14 protein-coding genes are annotated in these 16,248 nt (G+C 35.9%); 9 read left to right on the forward strand and 5 right to left on the reverse strand.

Translation table 11 applies throughout. The features are described from left to right. The first annotated feature begins 84 nt into the window (after positions 1-84). The 3 genes from OA86_RS01155 to OA86_RS01165 all read left to right on the forward strand — a co-directional run bounded on the left by OA86_RS01155 (position 85) and on the right by OA86_RS01165 (position 2,279). Positions 85-987 (forward strand): histone deacetylase family protein, encoded by a 903-nt coding sequence (locus OA86_RS01155; protein ID WP_039347520.1) that lies wholly within the window; start codon positions 85-87, stop codon positions 985-987. A 45-nt stretch (positions 988-1,032) separates the two neighbouring features. After that, entirely contained in the window at positions 1,033-1,527 is a 495-nt protein-coding gene (locus OA86_RS01160) for a nucleoside deaminase (protein ID WP_039347523.1), read from the forward strand. Between the two features lie 458 nt (positions 1,528-1,985). Continuing rightward, on the forward strand, positions 1,986-2,279 hold the full coding sequence (locus tag OA86_RS01165; RefSeq protein ID WP_039347526.1) for a hypothetical protein: 294 nt from the start codon (positions 1,986-1,988) through the stop codon (positions 2,277-2,279). A gap of 55 nt (positions 2,280-2,334) precedes the next feature. On the opposite strand, the gene OA86_RS01170 is transcribed toward OA86_RS01165, so the two are convergent. After that, positions 2,335-4,107, reverse strand: coding sequence for an aminopeptidase P family protein (locus tag OA86_RS01170; RefSeq protein WP_039347529.1), 1,773 nt, complete (start codon positions 4,105-4,107; stop codon positions 2,335-2,337). Positions 4,108-4,350: 243 nt separating this feature from the next. Here OA86_RS01170 and OA86_RS01175 point away from each other — a divergent pair, with 243 nt between their 5' ends. After that, on the forward strand, positions 4,351-5,583 hold the full coding sequence (locus tag OA86_RS01175; protein ID WP_039347533.1) for a porin family protein: 1,233 nt from the start codon (positions 4,351-4,353) through the stop codon (positions 5,581-5,583). A gap of 278 nt (positions 5,584-5,861) precedes the next feature. On the opposite strand, the gene OA86_RS01180 is transcribed toward OA86_RS01175, so the two are convergent. Together OA86_RS01180 and gyrA are read right to left on the reverse strand one after the other, a co-directional pair. After that, positions 5,862-7,250 carry a tetratricopeptide repeat protein gene (locus tag OA86_RS01180; RefSeq protein WP_039347536.1) on the reverse strand — a complete coding sequence of 463 codons (1,389 nt, stop codon included), beginning with the start codon at positions 7,248-7,250 and terminating at the stop codon, positions 5,862-5,864. Positions 7,251-7,277: 27 nt separating this feature from the next. Further along, entirely contained in the window at positions 7,278-9,926 is a 2,649-nt protein-coding gene (gene gyrA, locus OA86_RS01185) for a DNA gyrase subunit A (RefSeq protein ID WP_039347539.1), read from the reverse strand. 150 nt (positions 9,927-10,076) lie between these two features. Between gyrA and OA86_RS01190 the strand changes: the two genes are divergently transcribed. Then, on the forward strand, positions 10,077-10,391 hold the full coding sequence (locus OA86_RS01190) for a DUF4286 family protein (protein WP_039347542.1): 315 nt from the start codon (positions 10,077-10,079) through the stop codon (positions 10,389-10,391). A gap of 236 nt (positions 10,392-10,627) precedes the next feature. Here the strand turns inward: OA86_RS01190 and OA86_RS01195 are convergent, their stop codons facing one another. Together OA86_RS01195 and OA86_RS01200 are read right to left on the reverse strand one after the other, a co-directional pair. Then, a complete protein-coding gene (locus OA86_RS01195) occupies positions 10,628-11,314 on the reverse strand; it encodes a Bax inhibitor-1/YccA family protein (protein ID WP_039347545.1) in 687 nt (228 codons plus the stop codon). Between the two features lie 36 nt (positions 11,315-11,350). Then, on the reverse strand, positions 11,351-12,385 hold the full coding sequence (locus tag OA86_RS01200) for an acyl-CoA reductase (RefSeq protein ID WP_039347548.1): 1,035 nt from the start codon (positions 12,383-12,385) through the stop codon (positions 11,351-11,353). Between the two features lie 59 nt (positions 12,386-12,444). On the opposite strand from OA86_RS01200, the gene OA86_RS01205 reads away from it, so the two are divergent. The 4 genes from OA86_RS01205 (at position 12,445) to OA86_RS01220 (ending at position 16,207) form a co-directional block, all read left to right on the forward strand. Beyond that, positions 12,445-12,795 (forward strand): 4Fe-4S binding protein, encoded by a 351-nt coding sequence (locus OA86_RS01205; protein WP_039347551.1) that lies wholly within the window; start codon positions 12,445-12,447, stop codon positions 12,793-12,795. A gap of 97 nt (positions 12,796-12,892) precedes the next feature. After that, positions 12,893-13,957 (forward strand): 3-phosphoserine/phosphohydroxythreonine transaminase, encoded by a 1,065-nt coding sequence (serC, locus tag OA86_RS01210; protein ID WP_039347554.1) that lies wholly within the window; start codon positions 12,893-12,895, stop codon positions 13,955-13,957. Between the two features lie 40 nt (positions 13,958-13,997). Continuing rightward, on the forward strand, positions 13,998-14,957 hold the full coding sequence (locus tag OA86_RS01215) for a D-2-hydroxyacid dehydrogenase (RefSeq protein ID WP_039347557.1): 960 nt from the start codon (positions 13,998-14,000) through the stop codon (positions 14,955-14,957). A gap of 8 nt (positions 14,958-14,965) precedes the next feature. Further along, positions 14,966-16,207, forward strand: a complete 1,242-nt coding sequence (locus OA86_RS01220) for a DUF1015 domain-containing protein (protein ID WP_039347560.1) — start codon at positions 14,966-14,968, stop codon at positions 16,205-16,207. Positions 16,208-16,248: the final 41 nt, after the last annotated feature.

Consider the following 16,248-nt stretch of genomic DNA (forward strand, 5'->3'; position numbering starts at 1 on the left):
TATTTTGAAAAACCAGCAATTTGATGATCTCATGTTGTGAAGATTCGTTGATTTAAATTGATCAATATATAAACATAAAAATAAATGTTGCCCATCGCTTTCCATCCTATTTATAAGCATCCTTTACCGGAAGGTCACAAATTTCCCATGTTGAAGTATGAACTATTGCCGCAGCAATTGTTATTGGAAGGAATTGCGGAAGAGGAAGATTTTTTTGAACCTGAGATCGCAGATCTTACCTCTATTTATGCGGTTCATGAAAAGAAATATGTTGATGATCTGTTGAATTTAACTTTAGATCCCAAAGCAGTTCGAAAAATTGGTTTTCCTCTTTCGGCAGAACTTATTGAAAGGGAAATGCGCATCGCTCAAGGAACAATCATCGGTTGTGAAAAAGCTTTGCAAAACGGCGTCGCATTTAATATTGCAGGTGGAACACATCATGCTTTTACCGATCGTGGCGAAGGTTTTTGCATGTTGAACGATCAAGCAATTGGCGCAAATTATTTACTGGAAAATAAGCTCGCTTCTAAAATTTTGATCATTGATCTCGATGTTCATCAGGGAAATGGAACGGCAGAGATCTTCCAAAATAATCCGCGGGTTTTTACTTTTTCTGTTCACGGAAAAACGAATTATCCGTTTAAAAAGGAAACTTCTGATCTGGATATTCCATTGCTTACGGGAACTGGAGATCAGGAATATTTACGCATCATTAGTGAAATTGTGCCGAAATTGATCAACCGGGAAAAACCTGATTTTATCTTTTACCTGAGTGGTGTCGATATTTTGGAGACTGATAAACTGGGAAATCTAAATGTCTCTTTGGAAGGTTGTAAAACACGCGATGAAATTGTTTTTTCGAACTGCAAAAAATTTGAAATCCCAGTGCAGTGTAGCATGGGCGGTGGATATTCTCCGGAAATCAAAACAATTATTAATGCGCATACGAACACTTATCGCGTTGCTGCTGATCTTTATTCTTAATCAGATCAATTTGAAAGAATGTGGATAAACTTTTAAATCATAAAAATGAAAAATACTATTAAATCAACGGACGAAAAATATCTTAAAAGATGTCTGGAACTGGCAAAAGAAGCAGTTGAAGCGGGAGATGAAGCTTTCGGTTCTGTTTTGGTCAATGAGGAGGGAAAGATTATCGCAGAAGCGAGAAACCGCGTTAATGAAAAAACGATTCTGGCGCATCCCGAAATTGATCTGGCGTATTGGGCAGCAGAAAATTTGTCTGACGAAGAAAGAGCAAAGACAACAATGTACACGACGGGTGAACACTGTCCCATGTGTTCGGCAGCGCATGGTTGGGTTGGTTTGGGTACGCTAGTTTATTTGAGTTCTGCGAAACAACTGGGAGAATGGCAAAAGGAATTTGATCTTGCAGCCGCTCCTATTAACTTTTTACCAGTGGAAGATATTATTAAAAATGTTGAAGTTCGTGGTCCGACGGAAGGTGAATTGCTGGAGGAGATCAAGAAATTGCATGAGATCGTTTGGTCCGGAAAGATGTAGATTGAGATTTGATGAAGTTGTAACTGAAATGAGATTCTTCTACAGGCTCAGAATGACAGCGGATATTTTTTTTAAAAGATATTGGACTTTAAAGATTAATGCTGAAGTTGTAATTTTTAAAATAATAGTTTTTCTGTAGTATTCTTTTTATTAAATCTTCGGAAGAGAAATTTCCCTGACTTTTAGCCGCGATTGAAACGGCATCCTTTTCTTTTCGGCAAGCGCCGGAAAGTAAAAGATATAGTGGAAAGCGGGTGAGATCTTCTGGAAATCTGAAAATTTGTTGCTCCTCAAAAATTTACTGTTTTTTAAACTTTTCGTTTCTACATTGACATTTCTTAAATATTTGATGTTAATCCTTATTGATTTTTAAACTAAATAGTAGAATTAACAAAATTTTAATAATGAAGTGGCATTATAATTGAACAAATCATGAAACTAAACAAAAAACAAGCCTTATGAAAAAATTAATTGTTTTATCAGCATTCTTAGTAGGTCTGGTTTTCACGCAAGCGCAGGAAGCTAAACCGAAACAAAAAGATGAAGTACAAAAAACAGCTACGGTTCCGCAAACGATCAACAATGTGGTGAATCCGAAACACAAGAAACACAACGGTTACAAGATCAAGAAAAAAACGAGAAGGGGTAAAAAGTACGTAAAGAAAGTAAATACGGAAAATCACACTACGACCATTAAAACCAAAAATTCTGGTGAAATGGACAAAAATGTAAAAACGGTTCCGACAAAATAAGCATCGGATCTTTACATAAAAAAGTGCAACTTTAATCGGTTGCACTTTTATTATTTTAAATCGGTTTTACAAGGTCTAAAAACCAATCTTTCACGTCGCCTTCCAAATCATTTTCTAATTTTTCTTTGCACCAGTTATGGTATTTATTGAGCCAGTCTCTTTCGGGTTCTGTGAGTAATTCTGTTGCGAGTACGTTTCGGTCGAACGGACAAACAGTTAAGGTTTCAAAATCATAGAAGGTTCCGAAATCTGTCGTTTCTAATTCGCGCACGGAAAACAGGTTTTCGTGACGAATTCCGTAATGGTTTTCGTAGTAAAAACCAGGCTCATTTGACAAGACCATTCCGGGAATGAGTTCCTGCATATTCATATCTTTTCTGATATTTTGCGGACCTTCATGTACGTTCATAAAACTTCCGACTCCGTGACCAGTTCCGTGGTTATAATCTTTTCCTTCCATCCAGAGTGCCATTCTTGCAAAAGCATCGAGCTGAACGCCACGAGTTCCTTTTGGAAATTTCACCATCGAAAGTTGAATCATTCCTTTAAAAGCCAAAGTACAGTTGTGTTTGAATTCTTCAGAGGCAGTGCCAAGCGCAAAAGTTCGTGTAATATCCGTTGTTCCTTCTAAATATTGTCCGCCGGAATCTACGAGAATGGTTTCCGCATTGGTGACGTCTTTGCAGTCGTCTTCTTTTGCAGAATAATGCATGATGGCGCCGTTTTCTTTGTAGCCAACGATGCTGCCAAAACTTTCACCCACGAAGTTTTTACCTTCTGCGCGAAAACCTCTTAATTTTTCACCGATGGAAAACTCAGTCATTGGTTCTTTTCCGGCTTGATGAGTGAGCCAATAGAGAAATTTAACCATCGCTACTCCATCTCGCTGCATCACGGTTCTGAAACCTTCGATCTCTGTTTTATTTTTAATGGCTTTCATTAAATTTCCAGGAACAGCGGCTTTGATGAAAGTATTATTGTCTTTTAAAGCTTCAAAAATAGACTGGTTGCCATTCGGTGAAATTAATATTGTTTCACCGTTGATTTCTAATAAATCGTTATAGAATTTGTCGTAAGGAAGCATTTTCACACAAGCCTCGTCCATTTGTTTTCTGGCATCAACTTCTAATTTATCTAAGTCAACGTAGAGTTTTGCTTCATTTTTGGTTAAAATAATATATCCTAAAAATACGGGATTTGACTGCACATCGCTTCCTCTTAAATTCAAAGTCCAGGCAACATCATCTAAACTCGAAATGATATGAACGGATGCGCCGATCTCTTCCATTTTATTGCGGATATCGACTAATTTATCGGTCACCGATTTTCCGGCTCTTTCTACTGGATGAACGAATACAGGATTTTTTGTCGCGTTTGAATTTCTGTCGGTCCAGATCTCTTGCAATAAAGGTAAATCGACCAGTTTGTTTCCTTTTGCAGAAAGTTTATCATTTAACATTTCCCAGTTTGCGTGCGAAGTTGCGATTGCGTTCACGGCGACGGTACCATGGTCTGGGATTTCTGAATTGATCCAGTCCACATAATTTGGAGTTCCTTCCATTCCGTCTTTAAAAAGATCGATTCCGGAACCTTTCAATTCTATCGGTGCCTGTACAAAATATCTTCCATCGGTCCATAAACCGCCTTTATTTCTGGTAATCACAACGAATCCAGCTGAACCGGAAAAACCTGAAAGCCAAGTTCTTTCCTGCCATTCTGCGGGTAAATATTCACTCATGTGAGGATCTGCAGAATAAATAATAAAAGCATCGATATTATTTTCTGACATTTTCTGGCGCAGCGCCACTATTTTTTCTGATGAGGTCATAATTCTAAATTTGAAGTGAATTTACGAAGAATTTAAGGGTTGAGAAAAAGATGGGTCTTAAAGTTTTACTAAAAATAAAATACCGGTCAGGAATGAAGAATTTTTAGATAAGAGAATATTACTAATCGCCAGCATAAAATTTGACGGAACCTATTTCATCAATTATCCTGCAGCATTGGCATTTATTGATTGGGAAATTCAAAATTAAATGTATATTTATAAAATATAAATAGATAAATCTTTATGAAACAAACTCTCCTAATTTTTGCAATTTTATCATCCTATCTGACTTTCGCCCAGATCAATTTTGAAAAAGCTTATTTTATTAATAATGCTGACAATCGTATCGAATGTTTTATTAAAAATATTGACTGGAAAAATAATCCGACCACCTTCGAATATAGAACTGCTGAAAATGCTGACATTAAAATAGCTTCTATAAAAGACGTTAAACTTTTTGAAATTCCTGATCATGTGAAATACGTAAGAGAAGACGTAAAAATTGACCGGTCCGGAAAAGAGATCAGGCAACTGACAACTGATCCTAATTTCTCATTCAAAGAGGAACAACTTTTCCTAAAAGAGATTGTAGCCGGCGATGCAATACTTTATCAGTATAACGATATCAATTTAATCCGCTTTTTTTATACAAAGAATAATCAACCCATCAAACAGTTGGAATACAAACTTTATATAAGCCGACAAGGTGAAAAGGAAGTTGAAGCCATTTCTTATAATACGAACTATAAAGAACAACTGAAAGAAGATCTGGTTTGCTCTTCGATCACCAAAACCGAGATTGAAAGGACCGATTATAATGCTAAAAGTTTATCTGCACTTTTCTATAAATTTAATCAGTGCAGCAATCCACAGAATGCACAGGTGGTTACGAAAACGAAAAAAGGATACATCAATTTAAACATTCGTCCGAGGGTTAATTTTTCTTCGTTAAAATTAGCCAATCCATATTTGCAGACTACTTTCGACGTAAAAAGTGCAGTTACCGCCGGGATTGGGCTTGAAGCTGAGTTCGTATTTCCTTTTAATAAAAATAAGTGGGCGATCATTTTTGAACCAACTTATCAATCCTACAAAGCAGAACAGGAAACGGATGCGGGCTTTTTGATTGGCGGAAGACTTAAGACAAAAGTTGACTATAAATCGTTGGAACTGCCTATTGGGTTGAGACATTATATGTTTCTTGATGATCACTCTATACTGTTTGTTAACGTACAGGCTGTTTTCGATTTGAATCTTAATTCTTCTATTGATTTTTCGAGAAATGACGATTCGCCCTTTAATAGTTTAAAACTAAAATCGAGCCCGAACGTAGCCGTGGGTACAGGTTATAATTACAATAAAAAGTACGCTGTAGAAGCGCGGTATAATTTTAAAAGGAATATTACCAGTGAAAGTTATCTTTGGGAATCAGATTACACAACATTTTCTTTAATATTGAGTTACAATTTATTTTAAATTCAGATCGTTTTGAAATCTAGATTCTCAGATTAATCAAAGTAAAACTAATAAAAAATACACCAATTGTCATTGGTGTATTTTTTTGGTTCCTGGCGAAAAAGAAGCAGATACTTTTCAAATTTTAAATCTGACAGCAAGCCAAATCTCCGAAAAGTTGTATTCAATAATCGGTAAAATTAAATGAATTATGTATAATTTGAGGACACCTTAGTTCAAAAAAAAGTATACCGAAAATGAATTCGATATACTTTGTTTCAATCTATTTGAAGTAGATCTTATTTCTGAGCTGCAGCCATTTCTGCTTCTTTCTTTTTGAATTCCTGAAACTTTGCGTCGTTTTTACCGGACAGGTATAAACCTTTGAGCAATTTTACAACGTCGATATTATTCGCATCGTTTTGATACCATTTTTCGGCAAAAGGTAATGTTGCCGCTAATCTTGCTCTTCTACCTTCGATAATTTTGTTAGCAACTTCTGCTTTTCCTGCTTTTTTGGCTGCATTATAATCATCGATTGTTTTTGCATCATCGCCCATCGTGATGTAAGTAAGATTTTGCCAAGCTTGCACCATACCAGGTTTCAATTCGACTGCTTTTTTGTAAGATGCAATTCCATCTGCTTCAGTAGCTGGATTTTTGCTCTGCAAAACTCCTAAATTGTACCATGCATTCGCGTCATTCGGATTCTTTGTAATCTGAGTTTTCAGGTTGCCTATAAATTCATCCATTTTACCAGATTTAAAATAAGCGGTTCCCTGCAATTCTGTAAGTTTAGCACTCGTTGGGAATTTTTTCAAACCTTTTTCAATCAAGTTTAAAGCATCTTCGTTTTTGTTTGCTTCTATAAGTAACGCAGCGTTGGTTTCATACAGTTCGTTTTCGATACTTTTAGAAGTTTCTACATTGAAATCAGAGAACTCAGAAGTTGTCCCCATTTTTTTATACAGATCCCAAGAAGTTTTGTCTATTGGTTCTACTTCACCTGTCTTTTTATTTTTCGCAGTATAGTTTGTACGAACTCCTGTAAAGCCAGAATTAATCAACTCATTGTAAAGATTGATCGCTTCTTCTTTGTTGCCGGCAAGTGCATAATTTAATCCTGCATAATACAGAAATTGTTTGTTATCGTCACCACCAGCTTTTAGAAGGTTGTACACTTCTAGAAATTTCGGAGCTGCAACCGAATAATTTTTCGCATTATAAGACTCCATTGCAGATTTGTTTGCAGTTTCAATTAAAGGATTAATCGTAGTTGCAATTTTACCTGTTAAAGTTGAAGTATAGGTTTCCTCTTTTAATCCCTGGATTCCAGATTTGTCAGCTTCTTCTTTTCCTACGAAATAGACTCTATTTTTCGAGCTGTCTTTCCCAGAGTAAATTTTAGTTTTCCCAAGTTCACTCATTTTCGCCAGGTAAGTACCGCCTTCTGCATTTTTACCAGCTTTCAAAAGAGACAGTCCTTTTGCATAATAATATTGCTCTAAAACGGAAGGTTCCAACGAAGTTGTTTTACCTCCCATCGCAGCTTCTGCAGCAGATATTTGTGCAGTTGCTGTCGCAGTATCTCCTGCATCAATCGCTTTGACCGCTGCTGCGATTTCCTTTTTTTGTGCAAGTGCAAAAGTCATAGAAACTAATGCGATGCTTAAAAATATTTTTTTCATTATATTTAATATTAAAAAATTGATTAGTTAATCTTCGGAATCAGAGTCACCTTCTTCCCCTTTTTCTTTTTCTTCTTCCTCTTCTATCTTTTTCAATTCCTTTTCATCGCCAATGTTGCTGATCGCATTATCGCCGGTTTGTTCAGAATCACTAAATTCAACAAGGTTACTGTCTACTTCTCCTGGTAAAGCTTCAGCATCTTCTTCGATGATCTCTTCTACATCTTTATCCATTTCAACTTTAGCGATGGCAGCGATTTCATCATTCTTTTTAAGATTAATGACTTTCACTCCCTGAGTATTTCTACCCATCACGCGCATTTCATCCATTCCCATTCTGATGGCAACTCCAGATTTATTGATGATCATTAAACCATCATCATCGGTTACCATTTGAATTGCGATCAGATTTCCTGTTTTTTCTGTAATGTTTAAGGTAATAACTCCTTTTCCACCACGGTTGGTAATCCGGTAATCTTCAACTGCTGTTCTTTTACCGTAACCACGCTCAGAAACTACCAAAACGGTTTCATTCTGCACATCGTTCACAACTATCATACCAATAACTTCGTCGCCTTTTGCTAAGGTAATCCCGCGAACACCGATGGAACCACGTCCAACTGCTCTGGCTTTTTCTTCAGGGAATCGAATACATTTACCATCTTTCGTAGCAATCATGATCTCAGAATTTCCATCTGTTAATCTTGCACCTAATAACTGGTCATTATCTCTAATTTCAATAGCATTTACTCCATTAACTCTCGGTCTTGAATATGCTTCTAATGATGTTTTCTTGATGGTTCCGTTTCTGGTAATCATCACTACATTCATCTGATTGATATATTCCTGATCTTTTAAATCATTGGTTCGGATGTAAGCTTTAATTTTATCATCAGGTTCAATGTTTATCAGATTCTGAACGGCTCTACCTTTGGATATTTTAGATCCTTCCGGAATTTCAAATACTCTTAACCAGAAACATTTTCCTTTTTCGGTAAAGAAGAGCATGTACTGGTGATTGGTTGCTGCTACAATATATTCTAAGAAATCTTCGTCCCTTGTTGTGGCAGCTCTGTTTCCAACTCCACCTCTACTTTGTACTTTATATTCTGAAAGAGAAGTCCTTTTAATATAACCTGCATGAGAAATCGTCAAAACAACTTTTTCATCCGGAATTAGATCTTCGATGGACATTTCGCCACCTGAATAATCGATTTCCGTTCTTCTTTCGTCGCCGTACTTTTCTCTCATATCTAAAAGTTCGTCTTTGATAATCTGATATCTTCTAGGCTCATTTGCCAAAATATCTTCCAAATCATTGATCAAAGCCATGATCTCGTCGTATTCTGCACGAATTTTGTCGAGTTCCATTCCTGTCAACCTCGCCAAACGAAGATCAAGAACTGCTTGTGCCTGAATATCGGAAAGTTCAAATTCAGTAATCAAACCTTCTTTCGCTTCTGCAGGATTTGCACTATGACGAATAATTGCGATCGCCTTATCAAGAGAATCCTGAGTTCCTATCACTTTCATGAAACCTTCAAGAATATGCGCTCTTTCGCGTGCTTTTCTTAAATCATATTTTGTTCTGCGAACAACTACTTCATGTCTGTGATCAACAAAATGAAGAATTAAATCCTTCACATTTAACTGAACAGGTCGCCCTTTAACCAAGGCAATATTATTAACACTGAATGAAGTTTGCAATGCCGTATACTTATAAAGCATGTTCAACACTACATTCGGTATCGCATCATTCTTCAGTTCGTAAACAATACGCATTCCTTGTCTGTCTGATTCATCCCGGATTTCGTAAATTCCTGAGATTTTTTCATCTTTAACCAATTCTGCAGTTCTTGCAATCATTTCCGCTTTATTCACTTGATAAGGAATCTCGGTAACGATAATAGCATTTCTGTTGTGTACTTCTTCAAAGCCTACTTTTGCACGTAACACGATTCTTCCTCGTCCGGTATGTAAAGCGTCACGAACACCATCATAACCATAAATAATCCCACCAGTTGGGAAATCGGGTGCAATGATGTGCTTCATTAATTCATCGATCGTGATTTCGCGATCGTCGATATATGCACAGATTCCATCAATAACTTCCGTTAGGTTATGGGGCGCCATATTTGTCGCCATTCCTACTGCAATCCCCGAAGTCCCATTCACCAAAAGGTTTGGAATTTTTGTTGGCATAACGGTAGGTTCCGTCATTGAATCATCAAAGTTATTTTGAAATTCTACTGTATCTTTATCAAGATCAGCTAAAATCTCATCAGAAATCTTTTTTAATCTTGCTTCGGTATAACGCATTGCTGCAGGCGGATCACCATCCATTGAACCAAAGTTACCCTGTCCGTCAACCAATGGATAACGCAAACTCCAGGGTTGCGCCATTCTCACCATCGCATCATAAACGGAGGAGTCTCCATGTGGGTGATATTTACCAAGAACGTCTCCAACAATTCTGGCTGACTTTAAATGTTTTCTGTTTGAAAAAACGTTGAGTCCGTACATACCGTAAAGAACTCTTCTGTGAACGGGCTTCAAGCCATCTCTTACATCGGGTAACGCTCTGGAAACAATTACCGACATCGAATAATCGATATAAGAGGATTTCATTTCATCAACAATGTTGATAGGAATTAACCTTTCTCCTTCTGTATGCATATATCTTTTTTAATAGAATGAAATTCAAGCAGTTATAAATCGTCTTGAAAGTTCATGAATTTCTGTTTTTAATAACGTGCTAATTTACGAAAAATTTACCGATTTTTGCCTCTCAATTCAGTATCAAAATCATAAAAAAAGTTAAAAATAATGAGCGTTTTAAGCCTTACTTTTCACACGACCGAAAACATATCTAAAGACTGGGAAAACTATATGAAAAAAGATCTTCATCAAATGGTGGAGGATTTAATTGATGTTGAAAAATACATTCTCTCTGAAGTTGAAAGTGAAATGATCAGCGAAGGAAAAAATACCAATCTTTTACTGGTCTTTGATAATGTGGAAAAGCGACAAGATTTTATTGAAATTGAATTGATCAATATCACGGACAGAATTGAAGGTGCATTTGGGGAAAATGTAATGATTTTTCAAACACTGTTGAATCCAAAAAATTCTAGGTTTTAAAGAGTGTCTTTTTAAGTAATAAATATGTGAACAAATTGGCTATTTTTGGACGGTTCCGTAGGAGTTGACTCTTTGTATCTGTAGAAATTCAAATATTAACCGTGAAGCTCCGTAGGAGCGACCTCTTTAAAACCTATGGTAACACAAACTCGCTCACCGAAATAATATACCTTCGAAAACATACAAAGAAAAAACCCAAATGCAACTAAAAACCTCTAATTAGTAATCTCTAAATTCTAACCTCTTCTCGACATTAAAATTCTTAAAATATACCAGAACAGCAACATCACGGAAGAAAATAAAAGTAGCGACGCTCCAACATATTGATCCGTAGAATACGTGTCTTTTAATTTACTTGTTTGATATAAAATACTTGCACTCGCCAAAATGACCATTCCTACCGAAAACCAAAGTCCCAAATTGAAACCAAAAATAGCACCCGCAACAATTAATCCTAAAGCGATAAATCCACCTACTACGATTGCTGTTCGCAGAAAAGAAAAATCTTTATTTGTCATAAAAACAACTGCAGTTAATCCTGCAAAAAGCGCTAACGTAATCATTCCCGCCTGTTGAATAATTTCAATACCGGAATAACTCGCTGCGATGTAAATTAGTGGTAAAAAGATAACCGCTTCCAACAAGACATAAAATCCTAAACCTGCATATTGTACCGATCTGCTTTGTGATAACGTCCATTTTTCGGAGACATAAGAACCCAGCCAAAATAAGCCTAAAATTCCGAGCCAAATAAATCGACCTCCCAGCATTTTTAAAATTAATTCTTCCGGTACAACTTTGAGTAGAAAACTTTCGACAACGATAAACGCCAAAATTGCCATTGCAACATGAGTGTACGTTTTTTTGTAAAATTCTGCTCTTTCAGATTCGGCAGCGTGGGAAATAATCACAGATGAATTCATTTTTTAAAAATTTAATAAGCGAATATAGAAAAAAATTTAAATTACACTCAAAAATTCTAAAGTATTTACATTATCAGCAAAACAATTAAGGTCGGGATTTTGCGCTTCTCCTAAGCCAATAGAATCTAAGCCAAGTTCCGGTTTTGCCACAATCGCCTGAATGTCTTTTTCATTTTCTTCAATGAAATTTTTGACTTCATCTAAGTTTTTATAGCGCGTAAAATTCAAAACAGAAAGTGGAGAAAATAAAGCTTCATCTTCCTTCAACATCACAAAATTATTATCCCAAAAACGCTCTTGATTCAGTAGATAGATCGCGCGATTGTATTCGTAATTATTCGCATATTTATTGTGATTGATAACTTCTTTAAAGTTTAAAAAATTCTCGAACAAAGCATCAATTACAAAATCTTCCGGAATAAAAAGTCGCGTCACATTTCTACAACCTAATCCATAATAACGGAAAATATCTTCTGCTAAAAGTTGCAATTCTGATTCCGTTTCGTCTCCTTTTAAAACCGCGATCGACGTTCTGTTTTTTCGGATGATACTTAAATGATCTTTAAAATAATATTCGAGATATCTCGCCGTGTTATTGCTTCCTGTAGCGATCACCGCATCAAAATCGGTCAATCTTTCTACAAATTCATATTGAATATTTCCTTCAGAGAACTCCTGCCATTTACTCAATAAAAAAGGCAAAAGCGTTTTGTCTTTCGATGACAATTTAATTAAAGCAATGTTTTGACTCAAGATCACAGAAATTATATCATGAAAGCCGACCATCGGAATGTTTCCAGCCAAAATTAATCCTACTTTTTTCGGAATGTTTGAAGGTCTATATTTTGAAAGCCAGTCATTTAAATTTTTTTCGGTCAGTAAATCAGCCCATTGATTTAAGGCAAATCGCTGACTCTCTTGAGTGAACCATGAATTTTCAATTTCTGATTTTCGCAACAATGCTGCAAATTTTTCATCACTTTCATTAAAATTTTCAGGTTTCGTTTCTAAGAAACTCTTAATATAAAAACTCAGTTGACTAAGTCCTGAAATCTGTTTTTCTCTATTCATTATGTAGGAATTTGGCGGAATTTTAGTAATTTTGTACAAATCTAAAAAATAAAGTAGCAATGGCTATCAGAATAACAGACGAATGTATAAATTGTGGTGCTTGTGAACCAGAATGTCCGAATAATGCGATTTATGAAGGTGCAGTAGATTGGAAAGCTTCCGATGGTACTGCACTGAAAGGAAAAGTCGTTATGAAATCGGGTTTAATGATCGATGCAGATGCACCCCAAGAACCAGTGAGCGACGATGTTTATTTCATCGTAACCGATAAATGTACGGAATGTATGGGCTTCCATGAGGAACCGCAATGTGCTGCAGTATGTCCTGTAGATTGCTGCATCCCGGATGAAGATCATGTAGAATCTGAGGAGAGCTTGCTCCAGAAAAAAGCATTTTTGCACGGAGAATAAAAATTCTGCTCACTTATTGTGGGCATTTTTTTTATAGACTTTTTATTAATTGATGTCAATTTAAAATCTACTTTAAAGAATTTATAAAACTTAAAAAATGAGCAAAAAACACAACTTTAGCGCCGGTCCCTGCATTCTGCCACAGGAAGTTTTCGAAAAATCTGCCGCAGCAATTTTAGATTTCAACGGAATTGGTCTTTCACTTCTCGAGATTTCTCATCGAAGCAAAGATTTTGTTCCCGTAATGGATGAAGCCAGAGCAATTGTAAAAAGATTGATGAAATTGGACGATGATTATGAAGTGATCTATGTTGGTGGTGGTGCGAGTTTACAGTTTTTAATGGTACCTTTTAATCTAATGAAAAGCGAAAATGGTAAAGCAGCTTATTTGGATACCGGAACTTGGGCAGCAGGAGCGATTAAAGAAGCTAAGAAATTAGGAACAGTTGATGTTGTAGGTTCTTCAAAAGCAGAAAACTATTCATTTATACCAAAAGATTATAAAGTTGGAAGTGAATATGATTATTTTCACTGTACTTCCAATAATACCATTTACGGAACGCAGATGAGATCTTTCCCAGAAGTCGATACTTTGATGGTTTGCGATATGAGTTCAGATATCTTTTCCCGTGTGATCGATTTCTCAAAATTTGATATTATTTACGCTGGAGCTCAAAAAAATATGGGACCAGCCGGAGTTACAATGGTAGTGGTGAAAAAAAGTGTTTTAGGAAAAACTGGAAGAGATATTCCTTCTTACCTTGATTATTCTTTGCATATCGCAAAAGATTCAATGTTCAATACACCGCCGGTTTTCCCGGTTTATGCAACGCTTCTTACCTTGCAACATTTAGAAAATAATGGCGGAATCGAAGCTGCCGAAATTAGAAATGAAGCCAAAGCGAAATTATTATATGATGAGATCGATCGCAATCCTTTATTTGAAACGTTCTGTGTGAAAGAAGACCGGTCATTAATGAATGCCTGTTTCAAATTATTAGATGAAAGTAAAAAAGACGAATTTGATGCTGCCTGGAAAGCTGCCGGAATCAATGGATTAAATGGTCACAGAAGTATTGGAGGGTACAGAGCAAGTATGTATAATGCGTTACCGATAGAAAGTGTTCAGGTTTTGGTAGACGTAATGAAAAATATTAACTAACAAATTCAAAAACTATTTTGAACTTGTTAAATTATAAAATATGAAGGTTTTAGCAAACGACGGAATTTCAGAATCAGGAAAAAATGCTTTACTGGAAGCAGGAATCGAATTTATAGATGCCAAAGTTTCTCAGGAGCAACTTGTTGATTTTATTAATGAAAATAAAGTTGATGTTCTTTTAGTAAGAAGTGCCACGAAAGTTAGAAAAGAGCTTATAGACGCTTGTTCAAGTTTGAAAATTATCGGACGGGGCGGTGTCGGAATGGATAATATCGACGTTGAATACGCCATAGAAAAAGGACTTTTTGTGATCAATACGCCAAATGCATCTTCAAGATCAGTGGCTGAAATGGTTTTTGCACACTTTTTCTCTTTAGCAAGATTTCTTCACGAATCCAATAGATTAATGCCTTTAGAAGGCGATACTCATTTTTCTGCAATGAAAAAATCTTTTTCAAAAGCAGTAGAATTAGAAGGTAAAAACTTAGGCGTAATTGGTTTTGGCGGAATCGGAAAAGAGGTTATCAAAATGGGAATTTCTTTAGGGATGAATGTAAAAGTTTTGACCAGAAAACCAAAAACGGAAAAAATATCATTAAGCTTTTTCGATGGTCAGTATGTAGATTTCGAAATTACTTCTACGCAGGATTGGGATGAGTTTTTGAAGGATACCGAATTTATCAGCATCAACACGCCAAAAACGACAAAATATATTTTAGACGCACCTCAGTTTCAAAAAATGAAAGATGGCGTATTTATTGTAAACACTGCAAGAGGTGGCGTTCTAAATGAAGTTGAACTTCTAAAAGCGATTGAATCCGGAAAAGTTGCAGGTGCAGCTTTAGATGTTTTTGAAAATGAACCCGCTCCCGAACTTCCACTTTTGATGAATCCAAATCTATCACTTTCTCCACATTTAGGTGGAAATACTTTAGATGCTCAGGAAAAGATCGGAACCGAACTGGCTAATCAAATTATTGCAATTAAAACGAAACTATAGAATACACAATGCCTATCTTCAAACCTTTTCGGGGCGTTCGACCAAGTGAAGACTTCGTTGAAATTTTTCCCACTCATCCTCTGGATAATTTTTCTCAGGAAGAGATCAACAAAAAAGCGCAAACGGAATCATCATATATTCAGATGATAAAGCCTTATGTTGTGAGCAAATCTAAAGATGTTGATCGTAATTTGCGAAAAATAAGAACTAATTTCGAAGAACTACTTGACGATAAAGTTGTCGTGCAGGATCCCTCTTCTTATTATCTTTATGAGCAGTTTTTGCCTAATAAATCCGTATTTCGTGGACTTTTGGGTTTGGTAAGTGTCGATGATTTCCGGAATGGGAAAATAAAAAAGCACGAATCTACCCTCACTCAGAAAAAGGAAAAACTCGCTTATTATTTAGAAAAAGTGAATATTCAGGCAGAACCTGTTCTGCTGACCTATATCGCAAATCCGAAAGTGGAATTGCTGATGAATCACGAAGAAAAAAATGTTCCCATACTCAATTATTTAGATGATCACGGAACCCGACACAAAGTTTGGCGTATTGATAATCGTTTGAAAATGAAGGAATTCAAAGATGTTATCGAACAAATAGATTCATTTTATATTGCAGATGGTCATCACCGAATTGGTTCTACCGCTTTAAATGCAAAACACCTTCAGGATAAAAATAAAAAACACAACGGCACAGAACATTACAATTTTGTCTTTAGTTATATTGTATCCAATCAGTCCATCAAAATTCACGATTATAACAGACTTTTAAAAGACCTGAACGGACTTTCTGAAGATGAGTTTTTAAAGAAGATTGAAGAAACTTTTTTGGTTCATGACAAGGGAGAAACTCCGTATTATCCTTCACAGAAGTTCCATATTTCGATGTATTTGGGTGGGAGATTTTATTCTCTTCATGTGAAACATGATGTTAGAAAAAAACAAAGTGATCTAAATGATCTTGACCATTTCCTCCTTGAAGAATTTGTTTTTAAAAATATTTTGGGAATTTCAGATCCGAAAACGACTGAGAGAATCACCTACTGCAAAGGAAATTCTGCAGTTGAAGGAATTATCGATTTAAAAGAAAACGTAGATTCTGGCGAATATAAAGTAGGATTTGGAATTTACCCGGTAAGTTTCAATGATTTACTAAAAGTTTCCGACAACAAAATCGTGATGCCTCCAAAATGCACTTATATTGAACCGAAGTTGGTTACTGCTTTGGTGATGTATGACATGAAATAATAATTCTACTTATTGTTATTATTTTTTTTTAAATTTGGGTC

Source organism: Kaistella jeonii (assembly GCF_000812865.1).
Taxonomy (GTDB): domain Bacteria; phylum Bacteroidota; class Bacteroidia; order Flavobacteriales; family Weeksellaceae; genus Kaistella; species Kaistella jeonii.

Coding starts and splice junctions, on each gene's coding strand:
- OA86_RS01155 (WP_039347520.1), top strand. CDS start 85: ATGTTGCCCATCGCTTTCCATCCTATTTATAAGCATCCTTTACCGGAA.
- OA86_RS01160 (WP_039347523.1), top strand. CDS start 1,033: ATGAAAAATACTATTAAATCAACGGACGAAAAATATCTTAAAAGATGT.
- OA86_RS01165 (WP_039347526.1), top strand. CDS start 1,986: ATGAAAAAATTAATTGTTTTATCAGCATTCTTAGTAGGTCTGGTTTTC.
- OA86_RS01170 (WP_039347529.1), bottom strand. CDS start 4,107: ATGACCTCATCAGAAAAAATAGTGGCGCTGCGCCAGAAAATGTCAGAA.
- OA86_RS01175 (WP_039347533.1), top strand. CDS start 4,351: ATGAAACAAACTCTCCTAATTTTTGCAATTTTATCATCCTATCTGACT.
- OA86_RS01180 (WP_039347536.1), bottom strand. CDS start 7,250: ATGAAAAAAATATTTTTAAGCATCGCATTAGTTTCTATGACTTTTGCA.
- gyrA (WP_039347539.1), bottom strand. CDS start 9,926: ATGCATACAGAAGGAGAAAGGTTAATTCCTATCAACATTGTTGATGAA.
- OA86_RS01190 (WP_039347542.1), top strand. CDS start 10,077: ATGAGCGTTTTAAGCCTTACTTTTCACACGACCGAAAACATATCTAAA.
- OA86_RS01195 (WP_039347545.1), bottom strand. CDS start 11,314: ATGAATTCATCTGTGATTATTTCCCACGCTGCCGAATCTGAAAGAGCA.
- OA86_RS01200 (WP_039347548.1), bottom strand. CDS start 12,385: ATGAATAGAGAAAAACAGATTTCAGGACTTAGTCAACTGAGTTTTTAT.
- OA86_RS01205 (WP_039347551.1), top strand. CDS start 12,445: ATGGCTATCAGAATAACAGACGAATGTATAAATTGTGGTGCTTGTGAA.
- serC (WP_039347554.1), top strand. CDS start 12,893: ATGAGCAAAAAACACAACTTTAGCGCCGGTCCCTGCATTCTGCCACAG.
- OA86_RS01215 (WP_039347557.1), top strand. CDS start 13,998: ATGAAGGTTTTAGCAAACGACGGAATTTCAGAATCAGGAAAAAATGCT.
- OA86_RS01220 (WP_039347560.1), top strand. CDS start 14,966: ATGCCTATCTTCAAACCTTTTCGGGGCGTTCGACCAAGTGAAGACTTC.